General features: G+C 65.4%; 22 protein-coding genes. 21 read left to right on the top strand and 1 reads right to left on the bottom strand.

The genetic code is table 11. The features are described from left to right. Positions 1 to 3: 3 nt before the first annotated feature. The 21 genes from ARC39_RS13350 (at position 4) to ARC39_RS13255 (ending at position 15,668) form a co-directional block, all read left to right on the top strand. On the top strand, positions 4 to 1,269 hold the full coding sequence (locus tag ARC39_RS13350; protein WP_068115243.1) for a phage major capsid protein: 1,266 nt from the start codon (positions 4 to 6) through the stop codon (positions 1,267 to 1,269). Positions 1,270 to 1,344: 75 nt separating this feature from the next. After that, the gene (locus ARC39_RS13345) at positions 1,345 to 1,785 is read left to right on the top strand and encodes a hypothetical protein (protein ID WP_068115242.1); all 441 of its coding nucleotides are present in this window, start codon (positions 1,345 to 1,347) and stop codon (positions 1,783 to 1,785) included. A 5-nt stretch (positions 1,786 to 1,790) separates the two neighbouring features. Further along, on the top strand, positions 1,791 to 2,363 hold the full coding sequence (locus tag ARC39_RS13340; RefSeq protein WP_068115241.1) for a head-tail connector protein: 573 nt from the start codon (positions 1,791 to 1,793) through the stop codon (positions 2,361 to 2,363). Then, positions 2,360 to 2,689, top strand: coding sequence for a phage head closure protein (locus tag ARC39_RS13335; RefSeq protein WP_068115240.1), 330 nt, complete (start codon positions 2,360 to 2,362; stop codon positions 2,687 to 2,689). The genes ARC39_RS13340 and ARC39_RS13335 overlap by 4 nt, the downstream gene beginning before the upstream one ends. Then, positions 2,686 to 3,177 carry an HK97-gp10 family putative phage morphogenesis protein gene (locus tag ARC39_RS13330; protein ID WP_068115239.1) on the top strand — a complete coding sequence of 164 codons (492 nt, stop codon included), beginning with the start codon at positions 2,686 to 2,688 and terminating at the stop codon, positions 3,175 to 3,177. The genes ARC39_RS13335 and ARC39_RS13330 overlap by 4 nt, the downstream gene beginning before the upstream one ends. Positions 3,178 to 3,182: 5 nt before the next feature. Next, positions 3,183 to 3,461, top strand: coding sequence for a hypothetical protein (locus tag ARC39_RS13325; RefSeq protein ID WP_068115237.1), 279 nt, complete (start codon positions 3,183 to 3,185; stop codon positions 3,459 to 3,461). After that, positions 3,451 to 4,170: a glycosyltransferase family protein gene (locus tag ARC39_RS13320; protein WP_068115235.1), complete on the top strand. Its 720-nt coding sequence runs from the start codon at positions 3,451 to 3,453 to the stop codon at positions 4,168 to 4,170. Before ARC39_RS13325 ends, ARC39_RS13320 begins: the two co-directional genes overlap by 11 nt. 9 nt (positions 4,171 to 4,179) lie before the next feature. Next, entirely contained in the window at positions 4,180 to 4,362 is a 183-nt protein-coding gene (locus ARC39_RS13315) for a hypothetical protein (RefSeq protein WP_068115234.1), read from the top strand. Between the two features lie 3 nt (positions 4,363 to 4,365). Further along, on the top strand, positions 4,366 to 4,722 hold the full coding sequence (locus ARC39_RS13310) for a DUF3168 domain-containing protein (RefSeq protein ID WP_068115233.1): 357 nt from the start codon (positions 4,366 to 4,368) through the stop codon (positions 4,720 to 4,722). 40 nt (positions 4,723 to 4,762) lie between these two features. Continuing rightward, complete coding sequence (locus ARC39_RS13305) at positions 4,763 to 5,197, top strand: hypothetical protein (protein WP_068115232.1); 435 nt, start codon at positions 4,763 to 4,765, stop codon at positions 5,195 to 5,197. A 2-nt stretch (positions 5,198 to 5,199) separates the two neighbouring features. Continuing rightward, positions 5,200 to 5,562 (top strand): hypothetical protein, encoded by a 363-nt coding sequence (locus ARC39_RS13300; protein WP_068115230.1) that lies wholly within the window; start codon positions 5,200 to 5,202, stop codon positions 5,560 to 5,562. Between the two features lie 44 nt (positions 5,563 to 5,606). After that, positions 5,607 to 5,912 (top strand): hypothetical protein, encoded by a 306-nt coding sequence (locus ARC39_RS13295; RefSeq protein WP_068115229.1) that lies wholly within the window; start codon positions 5,607 to 5,609, stop codon positions 5,910 to 5,912. Positions 5,913 to 5,918: 6 nt separating this feature from the next. Further along, positions 5,919 to 9,551, top strand: coding sequence for a phage tail tape measure protein (locus ARC39_RS25995; protein ID WP_068115228.1), 3,633 nt, complete (start codon positions 5,919 to 5,921; stop codon positions 9,549 to 9,551). Further along, entirely contained in the window at positions 9,551 to 10,351 is an 801-nt protein-coding gene (locus ARC39_RS13285) for a hypothetical protein (RefSeq protein WP_068115226.1), read from the top strand. The genes ARC39_RS25995 and ARC39_RS13285 overlap by 1 nt, the downstream gene beginning before the upstream one ends. Before the next feature lie 39 nt (positions 10,352 to 10,390). Continuing rightward, positions 10,391 to 11,050: a hypothetical protein gene (locus ARC39_RS13280; RefSeq protein WP_068115225.1), complete on the top strand. Its 660-nt coding sequence runs from the start codon at positions 10,391 to 10,393 to the stop codon at positions 11,048 to 11,050. Positions 11,051 to 11,074: 24 nt separating this feature from the next. Further along, entirely contained in the window at positions 11,075 to 11,908 is an 834-nt protein-coding gene (locus ARC39_RS25315) for a lysozyme (RefSeq protein ID WP_078059248.1), read from the top strand. Continuing rightward, positions 11,905 to 12,225 carry a hypothetical protein gene (locus tag ARC39_RS13270; RefSeq protein WP_068115223.1) on the top strand — a complete coding sequence of 107 codons (321 nt, stop codon included), beginning with the start codon at positions 11,905 to 11,907 and terminating at the stop codon, positions 12,223 to 12,225. The genes ARC39_RS25315 and ARC39_RS13270 overlap by 4 nt, the downstream gene beginning before the upstream one ends. A gap of 13 nt (positions 12,226 to 12,238) precedes the next feature. Further along, positions 12,239 to 12,388, top strand: coding sequence for a hypothetical protein (locus ARC39_RS25860; protein WP_161470969.1), 150 nt, complete (start codon positions 12,239 to 12,241; stop codon positions 12,386 to 12,388). Positions 12,389 to 12,442: 54 nt separating this feature from the next. Then, on the top strand, positions 12,443 to 12,721 hold the full coding sequence (locus tag ARC39_RS13265; protein ID WP_068115221.1) for a hypothetical protein: 279 nt from the start codon (positions 12,443 to 12,445) through the stop codon (positions 12,719 to 12,721). A gap of 9 nt (positions 12,722 to 12,730) precedes the next feature. Next, a complete protein-coding gene (locus ARC39_RS13260) occupies positions 12,731 to 14,002 on the top strand; it encodes a hypothetical protein (protein WP_068115219.1) in 1,272 nt (423 codons plus the stop codon). Positions 14,003 to 14,027: 25 nt separating this feature from the next. Next, positions 14,028 to 15,668 (top strand): hypothetical protein, encoded by a 1,641-nt coding sequence (locus ARC39_RS13255; protein ID WP_068115216.1) that lies wholly within the window; start codon positions 14,028 to 14,030, stop codon positions 15,666 to 15,668. Between the two features lie 517 nt (positions 15,669 to 16,185). Here the strand turns inward: ARC39_RS13255 and ARC39_RS13250 are convergent. Then, positions 16,186 to 16,650, bottom strand: a complete 465-nt coding sequence (locus tag ARC39_RS13250; protein ID WP_068115214.1) for a hypothetical protein — start codon at positions 16,648 to 16,650, stop codon at positions 16,186 to 16,188. Between the last annotated feature and the right edge of the window lie 224 nt (positions 16,651 to 16,874).

The raw sequence follows: 16,874 nt of genomic DNA, 5'->3' as shown, positions 1-16,874 counted from the left end.
CCGATGTCGAAAATGGAAAACCCGCGCAAGGCGCGCGGGATCGTCGCTGTGCGCGCGGACATGTCCAACCCCACGGCAATCCTGGAAGAGCTGCAGAAGACCTTCGCGGCCTTCAAGGACGAGCACGAGAAAGAGCTGAAGGGCATCAAGGCGAATTTCGCGGATGTGGTTCAGACCGAGAAGGTCGACAAGATCAACGCCGAGATCTCCGATCTGACCAAGGCGCTCGATGAGACCAACCGCGCTCTCGCAGCACTCCGGACCGGCGGTGCTGGTTCCGACGCTGATCCGGCCAAGGCCGAGCATGCTGCCGTGTTCAACAAGTGGTTCCGCAAGGGTGATCGCGCCATCGACGCCGACCTCCACGAGCTGGAGGTGAAGGCGGCGCTGTCGACCGACAGCGATCCGGATGGCGGCTACCTGGTGCCCGAGCAAATGTCGGAGACCATCGACCGCGTGGTCGGAAGCGTGTCGGTGATGCGCGATGTTTCGAACGTGATGCCCATCTCGACCGACACCTACAAGAAACTGGTGAGCATGGGCGGCACCGGCTCCGGCTGGGTTAGCGAAAAGGAATCCCGGTCGCAAACCGACACTCCGACGCTGCGCGAGCTGGTCTTCAACACGATGGAGCTCTACGCCAACCCGGCGGCGACGCAGAAAGCCTTGGACGATGGAGCGATCGACATCGCGCAATGGCTGGCAGACGAGGTCGCGATCGAGTTCTCCGAGCAGGAGGGCGAGGCCTTCATCAGCGGTGATGGTGTCGGCAAACCGCGCGGGATCCTTTCCTATCCCATGGTCGCCAACGCCAGCTATGCCTGGGGCAAGGTCGGCTTCGTCGCATCCGGTGCGGCAGCAGCGGTCACCGACGCAGATGCCTTCATCGATCTCTTCGGCGCGCTCAAGCAGAAGTACCGCATGGATGCCTCCTGGTTGATGTCCGACGACACGATGCTGAAGGTGCGGAAGCTGAAGGATGGCGACGGCACCTACCTGTTCAAGATCCCGGACTCCAAGGGCGAGCTGCCGTCGTTGCTCGGAAAGCCGATCCGCACGGATGACTTCATGCCGACCGTCGCGGCGAACAAGTTCCCGATCGCCTTCGGCAACTTCAATCGCGGGTACCTGATCGTCGATCGCGTCGGCATTCGGGTGCTGCGAGATCCCTACACCAACAAGCCTTACGTGCATTTCTACACCACGAAGCGCGTCGGCGGCGGGATCTCGAACTTCGAGGCCATCAAGGTGATGAAGGTCACCACCTGAGCCTGACGGCACGGGATTGACGGACACCTGGCGGGCCGAGCGGCCCGCCATCAAACCTTTCCAGAGGACAGAACCATGAAAGACTTCCATTCCGAGATGACGGCCCTGGTCGCCATCGGAGCGGCATCGCTCTCCGCGGACAACACGCCTCCGGCCGTGGACCTGCAGGGCTACAACAAGGCCGAGTTGGTGCTGGCGATCGGTGTCGGCGGCATCACGTTCGACGGCACGAACAAGATCGAGTTCAAGCTCACGCACAGCGACGACGATGCAACCTATACCGCGGTGACGGCCGACGACGTGCTCGGCATCGATACCGTGGATACCGGCGGCATCATCAAGTCGCTGGAGGCCGCCCACGCTGCGGCCGCGGCGTATCGCTTTGGCTATGTCGGGGGCAAACGATACCTGAAGCTGCTTGCCGATTTCAGCGGCACGCACGGCAGCGGAACGCCGATCGCGGCGGTGGTGCTGGCCGGCGATGGCCACGATAACCCGCAGGCGGACCAGGCGTAACCTAGATGAAGCCCATTCGGGTCACTCCTCCGGCGACCAGACCGGTCTCGCTGGAGGAGTTCAAGGAACATGTCCGCGTCGACCATTCGGATGACGACACGATCATGCAGGCCTACCTCGATGCTGCTGTGTCGAAACTCGACGGTCATGCCGGGATCCTGGGGCGTTGCCTGATCAACCAGGAGTGGAAGGTCTCAAGGACTGCCTGGGCTTCGATGATCCGGCTGCCGTTCCCGGACGTCTCCGAGGTGGCGGTGACCTATGACGATCCGGACGGGGTTGAACAGACCGTCGCGTCGGGGCTCTACGAGGTGATCGAGGCGGATCTCGGTTCGATGATCTGGTTCGGTCCGGATTTCACCGAGCCATCGCTCGCCGACGATGTAGCGGAACCCGTGACCGTGACGTTCACCGCCGGGTATGGCGACGATGCCGACGATGTTCCGTGGGCGCTCCGCGTCGCGGTCATGCAACTCGCGGCGACCTGGTATTGCCAGCGGGAGTCGGTCGGGGAGGGCACTGTTGTTCCACTCGCGACGGAGGCGCTGATCGGACCTTACCGGAGGATCTGTCTGTGATCGGTGCGGGCGACCTCGATCGGCGGATCACGATCCGGGAGGTGACGAGTTACACCACGGACGCCGCAGGCGATGAGATCCCCGTCTGGGAAGCGCTCGCGACGGTCTGGGCGGCTTTCCGTGCTGTGAGCGATGGGGAGAAGCTGCGCGCCGGGATCGTCGAATACCGGGAAATGGCGAGGTTCACCATTCGGTACGCGTCAGATGTGTCGGGAATAAACGGCGAGAACAGCCTGATCTTCGACGGCAACGCGTGGAGCATTACCGGTGTCAAAGAGATCGTCCGGCACCAGTGGCTGGAAATCAGCGCGGAGCGGGCTGGGTGAGGACGTCGCTCAAGGTGGAGACGCAGGGCTTCCGCGATGCGGAAAAGGCCCTTGCGGCCCTGCCGCGCAGCACGGCGAGAAGTGTGGTCCGGCGTGTACTGAAGAAGACGCTGGAGCCGATGAGGGACACCGCAGATTCCTACAGCGAGCAGTTCAACATCGCGATTTCCTCGAAGCTGTCGCCGCGCCAGCGTGGCCTCGCGCGGGCGGATTTCGCGGGCCATGTCGTGGCCATGTACGTCGGGCCCGTCCAGGAGGACGGCAGCCACGCACCGCACGCGCATCTGATCGAGTTCGGGACGGCGGAGCGGTTCCACAAGGACGGCAAGGCAGTTGGCCGGATCAACCCGCCGGAGCCGTTCATGCGGCCGGCGTACGATCTGTGGAGTGCAACGGCGCTTGAGTTACTGGGTGGGTACTTGTGGGCCGAGATTGAGAAGACCGTGGCGCGACGCGCGGCAAAAGCGGCAAGGGTCGCAGGGAAGTGAGCGAGATGAGCATGGGACCGGTGAAGATCGTACCACCGAAGCGAGCCGAGGATGGCGGCCCCTCGATAGCAATTGGCTGGCAGGTACTCTGCTCGGACGGGACAGAAGTGCCATTTGTCAGGTCCGCGAAAATACACCTGGTTCCTGACGAGTTTGTCCGCGCCGAGCTGGACGTGATCACGGACTGCGAGGAGTGCTGGGCGCTTCCGGTGCTGTCGGAAGCGAGCATGAAGGCCGCGGCGGAACATTGGGGATATGAGGTTCGGAAACGCGATGAAGCTTGATCTGGCGAAGACAAGAGACATGCGGCTGCTGGTGGCGACGCATACCCACGGAAGTTTCGTGCCGGCCTATGTGCAGAGCCTGGCGCAGCTCACCGGGCAACTGGCGGCCTGGGGGATCCAGCACGCGGTGGCGATCGTCGAGGAGTGCTTCGTCGAGGTGGGCCGGGACAAGGCGGCGGCACTGATGCTGCGCGAGGGGTTCACGCATTTGCTGTTCATCGACGCCGACATCGCCTTTGAGCCGGGGGATGTGGCGGCGCTGATCGCCGCGGACAAGCCGCTGGTGGCCGGGGCCTACCGCGTCAAGAGCGACCGGGGCGGGGAGCGATACGCGCTTCGCATGTCGGCGGGTGGCGATTGCACGACCAACTGGGATGCGGATGCGCAGGCCTTCGAGGCGGATGGCGTCGGCACCGGGTTCATGCTGATCCGGCGCGAGGTCTTCGAGCGGATGCGCGAGGCGATGCCGGAGCTCGCCCATCGCGACGAGGGCGCCGACCAGGAGCTGTGGGCGTTCTTCGAGCTCTTCGTGAAGGACGGTGTCCGCGTGGGCGAGGATTACCGGTTCTGCCAGCGCTGGCGCGACCTTGGCGGCAAGGTCTGGGTGATGCCCGGGCTCGACCTGCGCCACTACGGCCGGTCGGTCTGGCGCGGGCGGATGGCCGACACGATCCCGACGCTCAGCGCGGCGCCGGTGGCGGCGGAATAGGAGGCAGGCATGGTGGAGAAACACCGTTTGATACTTCGGTTCGCGCGGTGGCGTGTGCGCACCGCTCAGGGCGTTGTCGCGGCGTGTGCGCTGCTTGCCTGGCTCGGCCTGTGGCGGGAGGACTGGATCGATCCGCTCGCGGAACGGCTCGCCAGCTTTGTCACGCGCGGCGTGCGGACGCGCGTCGAGTAACCGGTGGAAGAACATCTGCGCACCCTGCTCCTGGCGCTTGGCTGCCCGGTGACATGGGATGGCTTCCGCCGTGCGAAGGCGCTGCCCTACGTCGTGCTCACGACTGTCTCGGGGCGCGACCTGATCTCGAACGACGGCCGCGATGGCGTGACCACGGGGCGCGTCCAGGTGGATTGTTTCGCGGAGACGTCGGAGGCGGCGATCTCGCTCCGCCGCGCGGCGATCGAGCTCCTCTCGGGCTACCACGGCGGGCCGATCCTCGGCGCGCAGCTCCTCAGTATTCGCGGCCTTTCCAACGAGAAGGGCGGCGATGTGATCCGGCGTCAATCGCTGGATTTCGCGGTGACCTACCGCAGCTAACCGGCCGGTCCCGGCCACTCACCATATAGGAGAATCCGCCATGCCGGATCCAATCATCATCCTCGGCGCCACGACGGGCTGGGGCACGACTTCCACGAGCTTCACGGCCATTCCGCGATGCACCGCCGTCGTGCTCCCGGTGACGGAGACGGAGTACGTGGAGACCACGGACCTCGACAGTCCCGGCAACTTCCGTGAGTACAAGCCGGGATTGCGGGACGGCGGCACGGTCACGTTGCCGATGCGCTATACGCCCGACACGATGGAGCTCGCCAAGAGCTACAGCGATGACGGCACGCTGATCTGGTTCGAGAGCGAGCTCACCAAGGCGAGCGACCAGACCACGGTTGGCGACGTGTACCTCTATTCCGGACACATCTCGCCGCAACCGCAGGATGGACAGCAGGGCGCCGCGCTCGACATGAACCTAGAGATCCGTGTCAGCGGACAGTTCTGGTTCACGAAAGGATCCTGATCGTGACGGGTGGTATTCAGTTCGAGGCGCTCGGCAAGGTCCAGACGATCAAGGTGACGTTCCTGTCGATCGCGAAATTCGAGAGGAGCGTCGGCTCGACGCTTGCTGCGGTGCTGGACGATGTCCAGAACTCCCCGACGAAAATCGGATTCAGCATCGTCCTGCATTTCTACGCAAGCTGCCTGAACAAGGGCAACGGTGCACCGGAGGTCCGCGCAGGCGCCGTTCTGGAAGAGATCGGCATCACGCGTGGGGCCGAGATGATGATGGAGGCCATCGCCGACTACCTGCCGGACGCGGAAGACGCGGGTGACGGCAGCGAGACCGACGAGGGCGATGAGGGAAACGCGCTGGCGGCCGGGTAGATCCGGCCGCGCGCAACTGGGTCGAACAGCTGGCCGAGGACTGGATGGCCCTCGGCCAGCGCTACGACGACTTCTGGTCACTGACGCTGCGTGATTACGAGATCGCCACGCGAGGCCTGCGGCGGCTGCGCGAAAGCGAGATCGAGCGGGACCGGATGCTGAACCACGAGCTCGCGACGATGGTCCATTTCGCGATCTTCGATCCCAAGAAAATGCCCGATCCCACGAAGAAGGCCGAGAAGCCGGCCGATCCGATGGTGACGGCCGATGCCGCCCGGGCCGCGATGCACGCCTTCGCGATGGCGCACAACCAGACCGTGGCCAAGCGGCCGGGTCGGGAAAAGAGGTAGTAGAACATGGCAGTGATCGGCGCGCTTCGGGCGGTGCTCTCGCTCGATTCGGCGGCTTTCGACAAGGGCGTGAAGCGGTCGCAGGCCAGCATGAATGGCCTGCAGCGCTCCCTGCACAAGACGGCCGCGCGGGTCAATGCGACGGGCAAGGCGCTGAGCACGCGCGTCACCGCGCCGCTCGCGGCCATGGCGGCGGTCGCGGTGAAAAGCTCGCTTGCGACGGTCGACTCGCAGGCGAAGCTGGCGCAGTCGCTGGGCACCACGACGAAGAGCATACAGGTACTCTCCCGCGCGGGCGATCTTGCCGGCGTGTCCATGGGCCAGATCGAGCAGGCGACGGTCGCCATGACCAAGCGGCTCAGCCAGGCGGCGGCCGGGTCTGGCCCGGCCGTGGATGCGCTCGATCGGCTCAACCTCTCGGCCGAGGGCCTGATCGCGATGCCGGTCGACGAGCGGATCGCGGCCATTCAGGATGCGCTCTCGGAGTTCGTGCCGGAAGCCGAGCGCGCCGGCGTCGCCTCGCAGATCTTCGGCGATCGGGCGGCGGTGATGTTTTCCCGCATCGATGCCGATGTGCTGGCGCAGGCAACGTCGGAGGTCGACCGCTTCGGTGTCGCCGTCTCCGACATCGACGCGGACAAGATCGAGGCGGCCAACGACGCCATGTCGGCGCTCGGGCTCGTCAGCCGGGGTCTGGCGAACCAGTTGACGGTGGCCCTCGCGCCCGTGTTACAGGGGTTCGCGGAGCGGTTGCAGTCCGCTGCGGTCTGGTTCAACGGCCTCAGCGAGCAGACCCAGAAGTATGTCGCGGTCGCAGCCACGATGGCTGCGGCCATCGGTCCTGCGGCCATTGCGCTTGGCTTGATTGTATCAGCCCTGTCGTCTTTGGTGCCATTGATCGCGGCTGCCGCCACCGGCATCGTTGGTCTGGTAGGACCGTGGGGCGTGCTCGCCGCTGTTGTCGCGGCATCCGCAGGGTACTTCCTGACCTTTCAGGAAAATATCACGCCGGCGGAGGAGGCGCTTCGGGCTGCTCAGGCTGGGACAGATGCTCTAAACGCGGCGCTCGGTACATTTTACGAGACAGCCGCGCCGTCAGCTGCCAGGTCGGCGATTGAGCTTGCCAACGAGAATTACAAACTCGCTCAAAGTGCCATCGCGGCGGCAGAAGCGGAGATAGCCAAGCACCAGGCGGCGCTTGATGCGGCGCGGGCGAATACGAACCTGCGCGGTCGGAATCTACGCTCGGTGGAGGTTCGGGAGCTAAACGCGATCGAGGCGGCGGCGGCCAGTCTGGCAAAGGCGGAAGGCCGGCTGACAGACGCCAAGGCGCAGCAACTCCGCGCTGCGCGGGCGGTGACGTCTTCCATGCGGATGGAGACGGCTGCGGGGCAGGAGTTGAAAAACACGCTCGATGTCACGATCGAAGCGACCGACAACCTTGGCAAGGCGGCGTCAGGTGGCGGCGGTGGAGGCGGCGGCGCTGCCGCAGGGGTCTCGGAACTGGCAGAGCGGTTGGAGAATGCCGGTGGGGTCATGGGGGACTTCAAGCAGACCATGGGATCGCTTGGGGAGAGCCTTGCCGATGTATTCGACGGGGTGATGGACGGAACGATCCGCTCCTGGGGCGATGCGCTCGACACGATGCGGCAAGCGTTTACGTCCTGGATCAAGACCCTCGTGCGCACCGCGCTCACGAACCCGGTCACGCTGACCGGCCAGGGCGTGTTCGGCAGCACGGGCGGCACCGCGGCGGCGCTGGCGGGCGGGGCGCAATCCTCCGGCCTCGGCGGGTTGGGGCTGCTTGGCGGGCTGGGCAGCTTCATCGGGACATGGGGAGGGACCGGCGTGCTCGGTGGCGCATCGGGGCTGCTCACCAATACGCTGGCAAACGGGCTGTCAGGGACGACCGGCTACATTTCGTCTGCGCTGTCCGGGGCAACGAGCGGCATCGCCGGGTTCGGGACCGCCGTCGGGGCCCTGGCCCTTCCGCTGGCCGGTGTCGGCCTGATCCTCGGCGCGTTCCAGACCAAGGTCGAAACGCTGCAGGGCGGGCTGCAGGCGACGGTGTCCGGCCTCGACGTGACCTACCGCGCGTTCGAGCGGACGAAGCGGTCCAGCGCCTATGGGCTCTCGGTGGAGGAATCTACGCGCTACAGCTCGGCCGGGGCGAAGTTCGACGTCCTGCGAGAGGCGATCGCGGCAACGCAGGCGGAGGCGATCAGCACGGCGTCCGCGATCGGCATTACCGAGGCGGCCTTCGCCGGCATCAACCGCCAGATCCGGTTCGACTTCGCCGACAAGAATAAGACCCAACGTCTTCAGGAGGTCGAGAAGAAGCTCGCCGGCCTGTCGAACGAAATGGCGGCCGCGGCGCTGGAGGCGGCGGCGACCGGGCGCCAGATCAACCGGGCGAACCGGCTGGGCATCGAGGCATGGCAGCTCTTCGCGCGCGACGGCGAGACCGCAAGCGAGACGCTGACGCGGCTGGCGGGCGACCTCTCGGCCGTGAACGGGCTGCTGGATTACACCGGGGCGAGCTTGCTGGAGGCCACCGCGCGCGGCGCGTCCTTCGCCTCCGACCTGGTGGGGCGTTTCGGCTCGCAGGACGCGCTCACCGGCGCGTTCACCGGCTACATGGAGCTGTTCTACAGCGAGGGCGAGCGGCTGAGGCTGCTGGCCCGCGACATGCGCGGCGCGCTCAAACCGCTCGGCGAGGTGGTGCCGGAGACGCGGCAGGAATTCCGCGCGCTGGTCGACTCGCTGGATCTGAACACCGAGCGCGGGCGGGCGCTCTGGTCGGTGCTGATTGCCAACGCGGGCGCCTTTGACCAGATTTACGCGGCCGCCGAGAACGCGACGGCCGCGATCCGCACGGTGTCGCTCAACGCCTACCAGGGCGCGTTCCTCGGCGAAGGGCGGCAGAGGAAGATCCTCGGCCGCAAGCTGGAGTCCGTGCTGAACGAGTTCAACCAGAGCCTGCCGGAAACCGAGGCGGGCTTTCGCCAGCTCGTCTCCGGCATCGATCGGACGACCGAGGCGGGCCGCGCGCTCCACGCGGCCATCGTCGCGAATGTCCCGGCCTTCGAGCAGTATTACAGCACGGTCGCGTCGACCGGCTCGGCGCTGACGAAACTCACCGACACGCTGGAAAACCGCATCGACCGGATCACCGACAAGATCGGCGACTGGTCCTCCGCGATCGGTGGCATCACGGAATACATCCGGGATCTGCGCGGCAGCGGTGCGTTGGGGGCCACGGCCACGGCCGCGTTCCAGAACCGGCAGTACAACCGGGCCCTGTTCAAGGCGCTGAACGGGAACCCGGCGGCGGCGGCGCGCCTGCCCGACCTGGCCGAGGCGCGGCTGCAAACGGCGATCGAGGCGGGCTCGCGCGCCGACTACAACTTCCTGGTCAAGCGGACGCTCAACCAGTTGTCGGACGTTCGATCGGAAGGCCACGACGAGATCGCGCAGTTGCGCGAGCTGCGCAAAGACGTGCGGGCAGTGGTCCGGCAGCTTGAGAAGATCGGGAAGTCTGGTCTCGAAACGGAGAGGAACACGCGCAGGATCGCCCGCATCGAGAGTGCCTTCCAGGCGAACGGAATGCCCGTGAAGGGCCTGCTTGAGGTCGAGTGATGGGGTTCAAGATCCTCGAACTTGTCGAGATCACCGAGAGCGATCTCGTCTCCTCGACCGTGACAGAGAACGATGCAACGGCGTGGAGCGACGCTACGACCTATTCTGTCGGCGACGAGGTGATGTACGACCACCGCGTCTGGAAATCGGCGGCAGACGGGAACCTCGACAACACGCCTTCGGACTCGGCGGACGAATGGGCCGACCAGGGCGCGACCGAGCGGTACCGGGTATTTGACAACCGGCTGACGCCAAAGGTGGTCGAGGGCAGCACGATCACCTACGTGATCGATCCGCCGGAAGCGATCGACGGTGTCGCGGTGTGCTTCGTGACCGCGTCGTCTGTCACGGTCTCGACCTCCGGCGGTTACAGCTCGACCGTTACCGAGCAGATGGTCGAGCGCGATCTGCTCTTCGACGACCTGCCATCGTCCACGAACCGCGTGACGATCTCCATCGCCGTGCACAGCGCGAACGCGCGGGTCGGCGAGATCTGCCTCGGGACGATGCGCGACATCGGCACCTGTCACGAGTTCGACTGGGAGACGACCTACACGGACGACGCGATTGCGGAGATGGTGCAGAATTACGAGTTCACCGTGTCGGTGGACAGCGACGAGGTCGCATCCGCAAAGGGCCGGTTGATGGACCTGCAGGGGCAATGGGCCGTGTTTTCAGGTGCGCCGTCACGGCCCGAACTGGGCGCGACGGTGTTCGGCAAGCTGGTGCCGGGGAACCGCTTCAGCGTGGACCCGGGCCCGACATCGCACGGTCGGATATTCGTGCAATCCGCGCCCTGATCCGGGGCGCGTCGTGTCAATCAAAGAGGTGACCTTGTTGTGACCGGACAAGACGGGCGCCAGAAGGCGTTGCGGCCGTGGCTGAAGGAGCGGCTGGTGGTGAAGGTGGTGGACCTCGCGATGTCCACCACGCTGATGGGTGGGCTGCTCTTCCTGGTCGTGCTCCTGTTCAAGCCCGTGCAGGAGCGACTGGAGGCGATCTGGGAAACGCCTAAGGCGGTCGCGGAGATGCGCTCGGACATCGGGAGCGTGGTTGCGGTGGTCGAGGACCTGTCGGCCGAGATCCGCAGGCTGAAACAGCCGGAGGCGGTGTTCGAGGTCTCGGTCTTCAACACCGGTCCACTCCGGCGCGCGTATTGCGTGGAGGGCGAGAGCTGCCGCCTCGGTGTGAAGGTGCGTCGGCTGCCGGAGGCGTTGCCCTGCAAGATCCAGCCGTCCCGAACGGAATGGGGGTTCTACAACCCGCGCCGGGACACCTACGCGCCGGCGCTGCGCATCGATGGCGCGCCCGGGCGTAACCTGGAATCCGGCTGGGACATTATCGAGGTGGAGCTGAAGATCCCCTACGGCCTGGAACCGAACGCGGAGCTGGTGTTCACGGCCTATTACACCGGCTGTCCCGGCACGCTGCCGGGAGACCCGCCGCTGGCCTACCGGTCCAAGGGCGTCAGTATCCCGATCCGGGCCTCGGCCCACTGAACCTTTCGAGCAACGGAGACGACCATGAAACTCGTGGACAACTGGCCCGCGCTGGTGCGCCGGGCTCATTCGGTGTGGGCGCAATATCTCGCCGCCGGCGCGCTGATAACGCCGGAACTGATTTACTACACGCTGCAAGTCGACACCAATCCGCGCTTCTGGTGGTGCGTGGCGCTGCTGCTGACGATCTACGGCATCGTGGGCCGCATCGTCGACCAGGGAATCGATAATCCCGAAAACCCGGATGACGCTGTGAGCCTGCGCAGCCCGTGGTTCGTCGGCGTGCTGGCGATCGCCATGGCGGCGTTCTTGTTCGTGCCGCAGACCGTGCCGCAGAAGGTTTCCCTGCCGGGTGCCGTCCTCGCGTCGGCCGGCAAGGGCGGCTGGGCGCCGGGCCCCGTCTCCGACGAGGCGTTCAACGCGGTCGCCGTGCCATTTGTGGGCGATTGGGAAGGGCTGCGACTCGAGGCCTACCCGGACATCTTGGGCGTCTGGACCGTCTGCTACGGAGAGACCAAGGGCGTGAAGCGGGGCGACAGCTATACCAAGGCGCAATGCGACGCCATGCTGGCGCGCGAGCTGCTGGAGTACCGCGCCGGGCTGCACAGGTACTTCACGCCGGAGACGCTGGCCACGCGGCTCCCCGTGGGCCGGGACGTGGCCTACACCTCGCTCGCGTACAACGCTGGGATCGGCGCGGCTGGGAAATCTACCGCAACCCGGCGCCTCAACGCGGGCGACGTCGCCGGCGGCTGCGAGGCGCTGACCTGGTGGAACAAGGCGGGCGGTCGCGTGATCCGCGGCCTCGTGCGCCGCAGGACGGCCGAGTACCACCTCTGCATGTTCGGCGTGGCATGATCGTTCGCGCCGCGCTGATCGCCTGTGTCGTGCTCGCGCTGGTCGCGGGCGGGCTCGGATTCCTGTGGCAGGCGGAGAAGGGGCAGCGCGCCCTTGTGGACCGCGACAGGGAGGCCCTGCAGCGGCGCGCCGACCAGGCCGCGCTCGCGCGCGACGTCGCCAAGGCGCACGCCCGGCGCATGGAGCGCGAGCTTGCAGATCACCGTGCCGCGTTGGCGGCGCTCTCACACGAGGACATTCCAGATGCGGCACTTGATCCTGCTGTCATTGCTATTCTGTGCAGCGTGCAACCGACCGACCGAGTTTGTCGGGACTGAGATTCCGCCCGGGTTGCTGACGCCCGTGGCAGACCCGGCGCCGGATGTGCCGGTCACGACCAAGCAGCTCGCGCGAGGCTACGTGGCCCGCGGCGCGGCGCTGACCGAGGCCAACGGCAAGATCGAGGCGATTGCCGAGATCGTCGACGGCGAGGGGGTGTGAGCCCGGGCTCACCGCACGACATCAACGATCCTTCCAACCTGAGAGGAAAGAGAAATGGGACTTGGCTCCTGGGGCACCGACGCGGTGATCCTTCCAAACGACGACGAGGACGACTTCGGCCACTGGGTGCCGCCGGCGACGATCCATACCGAGGTCGGATCCGGCACGATCCAGATCCAGCGCCGCGACGCGGCCGGTACCGGCTGGACCACTGTCGAGGAAATCTCGATCGACACCACGCGGGTGATCGAGTTGCGGAACATGCCGGCGGTGCGCATCAATCCGACGAGCGACGCGCAATTCATGGTGCTCTGGTCTCGGCACGGGGGCTGAGCCGTGAGCATGCTGCGCCGCATCACGAGCCCCGTCGCCGAGGACATGACGCGTTCGCCCCTTCCGGCCTGGACGCCGTGGCAGGTGTTTGGCCAGGCCCCGGGCTTCTCGACCGGCTTTGCGCCGGGAGAGGTTTTCGAGGACACCGCCGGCGCCACGGCGGCGAGCATCGGCGGTGCCGTGGGGTATCCGGCCGACCGGAGCGGCAACGGCGTGGCGGTCACGCAGGCGACCGCAGGGCTCAAGCCCGCTTATGTCCGGCACCCTGCCAACGGCGAACGCAACTCCGCGAACAACAGCCACGCCCCGGCGTCGTGGATCCTGCAAAGCGGCGGCTCTTTCGGCAGCGTCGACGGCGACTACCGGGCAATCCTGACCAATGGTTCGTCCACCACGGCAGGGGCCTATACAGCGGTGATGTCCGTCGTGTCCGGCACCACTTACCGGGTCTCTGCCAAGATCAAGATGTTGGATCAGGGCGCCGTTCCGGTGATCTACATCTGGGCCGGGGCGAGCGCCTACATCCGCGTGCAATGGTCTGCCGAGGGCGTGCCGTCGACGCTCGCGCACGGTGGCGTCGATGCGCCCTCGATCACCTATACCGCCGATGGCGACGGCTGGATTGCGTCCTTCGCGTTCACGGCCAGCACAACCGCCGGTGCGACGATGCAGGTACATGCCGACTACGGGAGAAATTCCGACCACGGCGTCTATCTCGAATGGGGCCAGTTCGAGAAGGGCGCGACCCGAACCGCGGCGCAGCGGCGTGTTGACCGCAACGACATCACGGAAGCCGGCGTCGCGGACGTCCACGGCCTCTATCTCGGGGCGAATGACCACCTTTCCGGCTCGCTGGACCTGAGCGGCACGGACGCGGTGACCATCTGCCTGGCTGTCTCCGCCGACGCAGCGGGCGTGCTGGTGGCCCACGGGGCGACCGTGACCTTCGAGCTGGCGGCCACCTCGGGCGGGTTCACCATCACGACCGACAGTGACAGCGCGGAGGCGACCGGGGTCGACATGACCGTGCCGCACGTTGTGACCGCAGTCATTCAGGACGGCGCGATTTCGCTGCGTGTCGACGGCACCGAGGCGGACACCGGCGCGGGCACGCAGACCGGCACGTTCGAGGACGGCACGCTGACGCTCTCCGAGCCCTCCGGCACCGTCGCGGGTGTCGCCTATGCCGGGACCGTCATCGGCCGGGCACTGTCCGGCATCGATCTCGACCGTCTCGAAACCTGGTCGGCAACCGGGTCCGCCGGGGCCGCGCTTGCCTGACCGCTGTGCCTCCCGGGGGTAATCAATGTCGAAATGGTATCGCACCGTCGCGGACTTCCTGAGCTCGGTTGCCAGCGCGCGTGACCCCGAGCAAACCTGGCTCGGGGGCGCCTTCCGGTACCGGCAGGCCTTTTCCAGCTCGAACTACTACGACGTGATCAACAAGGGCGGGGTCCGGTTTCACGTGATCGGAACCTGCGTGGAGCTGTCCGCGTTCGGTTTCACCGGCGACGGCACCACGACGGACACGGCCCGGGCGCAGAAGGCGCTCGACTGGCTGGCGCGGGAGCGCGGCCGAACGCTTGTGTGGGACGTGATCGACGCGGAGATCGCCGGAGAGCTGACCCTGCCGGACGCCTCGGAATGGTGCGTGCACTTCCCGTTGCCGACGCGGATCACGCAGAAAACCGACAACACGCCGATCTTCGTGATGGAGTACGATGATTACAAGTTCGGCTTTGGCTTCTCCGGCGAGACGGTCTGGTGTCAGTGGGAGAACGACCAGACGTCCTCGGAACCGAATTCCATCGGCGTCGCGTTCAAGCCCACCGCCGACGTCTCGCACGGCGTCTTTCACTTCCAATTTGCCGGGCTGCACAACGAGAACGGCTATGACCTGATCGGGCTGCACCCCGCCGCCACCGGCTACACGAGCCCGTTCTGGGGCTACCGGATCGGGACTCTCTTTCACCAGACCCAAGCGTCCGGCCGGGTGTTCAACCTCAACTCCGGCGTCTCGGCCGGGGCGCCGGCGGGCATCATTGACAAGGTGTATGTGAAGGGCACCAACGCGGCGCAGCCCTGTTTCGTCGTCACCGCGCAACCGGGCGTTCGGGTCAATTCGTTCGAGATCAACGGCGCGCTCGGCCGCGTGGGCGAGATCACGTCCTGCCGGAATTTCTCCGTCGGAATGCTGCGGTTCGAGGGCTGCGTCCTTGAGAACGCAGAGGATCTGTTCGTGTTCGCGGGGTCCAGTTGTCGGGCGACAATCGAAAACGTCGAATTCCAGACCGTCACGACGGCTGCGGGCGCCCATGTCTTCGGCATCAAGGTAGATGTCGCGGCACAGCTTGCCGTCACCGGCTCCGTCAGTGTCAACAACTGCTCCGCGTCCAGCACGGGCGATTTCTTCGCGTTCAAGCCGAACGCTTCGAGCGGGCAGGGCACGATCGTCCTGCCGCCGCTGCTCGACGTGCAGACCAGCGACGCGGACGTGCGGCTCTACGATCTGGCAGACGCGGACCACATTACCTATTCCTCTGCAGTGGCGCTTGGTCCCTGGGTGCTGGACGGCGTTTCCGGCGTGGCGTCTTACACGCCGATGCAGAGCGCCTACGACGGGGCCAACAACTACTTTGACGTGATAGCGCCGTGTGATGGCTGGCTTGTCGGCCTCAACGTCTACTGCGATGCGGCAGTGACGGCCGGGTCTATCGCATTCCGCCCGATGATCAACGGAAGCGCGGTCGGCTCCGGCGGCATGGCTGCGAGCCTGTCCAGCGGGCAGGACGCCAGCGCCTATGCGGTTGCCGTCTATTCCCCCGCCAGCATCAACGCGACGCACCGGGTCGTGCGGGGCGACCGAATCCGCGTAGCGGTTTCCCCGTCCTCCGCGACCGGCGGCGGCAAGGCTTCGGCATCCGTGCTGATCGCGGCGGCTCCTTAATAGATCTAGATTGATGGGCGCGCGGGACGATCTGCCTCTGCCCTGTCGCGGGGCAAGCGGACACGCGACACTCGGGGAACGGGTCGGGCGAAATCCTGGTAGACCGACGACCGCGCTGCGGTGCCGAGTAGGGCGCGCGTCCTTCAATCTCGATTCAAAGGAGCGTTAGATGACTGTGGGAGAAACTGTGGGAGTCGTTCTCCCACACCTGCCGGAATGTTCCCGATTCTTCCCATCCTGGCCCGACACGGGCACCCCCGCATCGTCCTGAAAATTCCAATAAAACAATGGCTTTGCGCTGGAGCGGGTGAAGGGAATCGAACCCTCGTCTTAAGCTTGGGAAGCTAATGTCCCAGCTACGTTTGACGTCGCCGAGAGTGTTGCCAGTTTCCCTGTTTGTTCACGGTCAGATGCGGCTGTTTCGGCCGTCCGCGGGCAACACGATTTCTCGCTAGATCAATCGGTTCCCGCGTTCACGTCTCGTTTACACCGAAGATGTCGCGGTCGCGCAGGCCTCTCAGTCTTCCGTCTCGTCACAGGTTACCTTGCCAATTGCGCGGCCTGTGAATCTCAGGCTCTTGTCGTCGAAAAGCTCGACTTCAGTGCTTTGGACAATGTCCAGCTCAGGCCACGAAATTTCCGTCTTCCAGGTCTCGTCTTCGTTGCCGAGGAGTACCTGATCGCCCAGCCGGACGATCGGAGGTCCTATTGCGCCGTCGGTTTCATCCAGAAAGATCATTATTGTATCCTCCGGTTGACGAGACACGGCGACCGTTTCTGTTCGCGTGTAAAACGCTGTATCCATCTCATCCAGCTCGCCGATGGTCCCGTCTGACTTAAAAAGCTGAGCGGCAATGAGCGACCACTGGATGGTGCAAAGCTCGTAGGGTGGAGAATCATATCTACCAGCGATGGTCGGGGCAGGTAGAAGCCCCATGAGAGCCGCGGGCGCGGTGGCGATGATCGCGTGTCGTAGGTTCAATTTCTCACTCCGGTTTCATAAACCAATAGCACTGCCAGAGCATTTCGGTCAGAGCGTCATGACGCACTTCAGTTTGGGATGGTCTCTCGTGCCCCTCAAACTCCACGTCTGGCGTCAATGTGGCCACGTCGGCAGCGTCGAGGTCGACGATATCTCGAACTTCGATCGGAAGGCGGTGATCGACCGGATGGCCTGTACCAGGTGCGGCTGTGTCGGCCGGATCC

The sequence above is a fragment of the Tropicimonas marinistellae genome (assembly GCF_001509585.1).
GTDB classification, from domain to species: domain Bacteria; phylum Pseudomonadota; class Alphaproteobacteria; order Rhodobacterales; family Rhodobacteraceae; genus Tropicimonas; species Tropicimonas marinistellae.
Note: the sequence above shows the minus strand (reverse complement) of the source record. Positions and strands in the feature narration are given on the sequence as shown.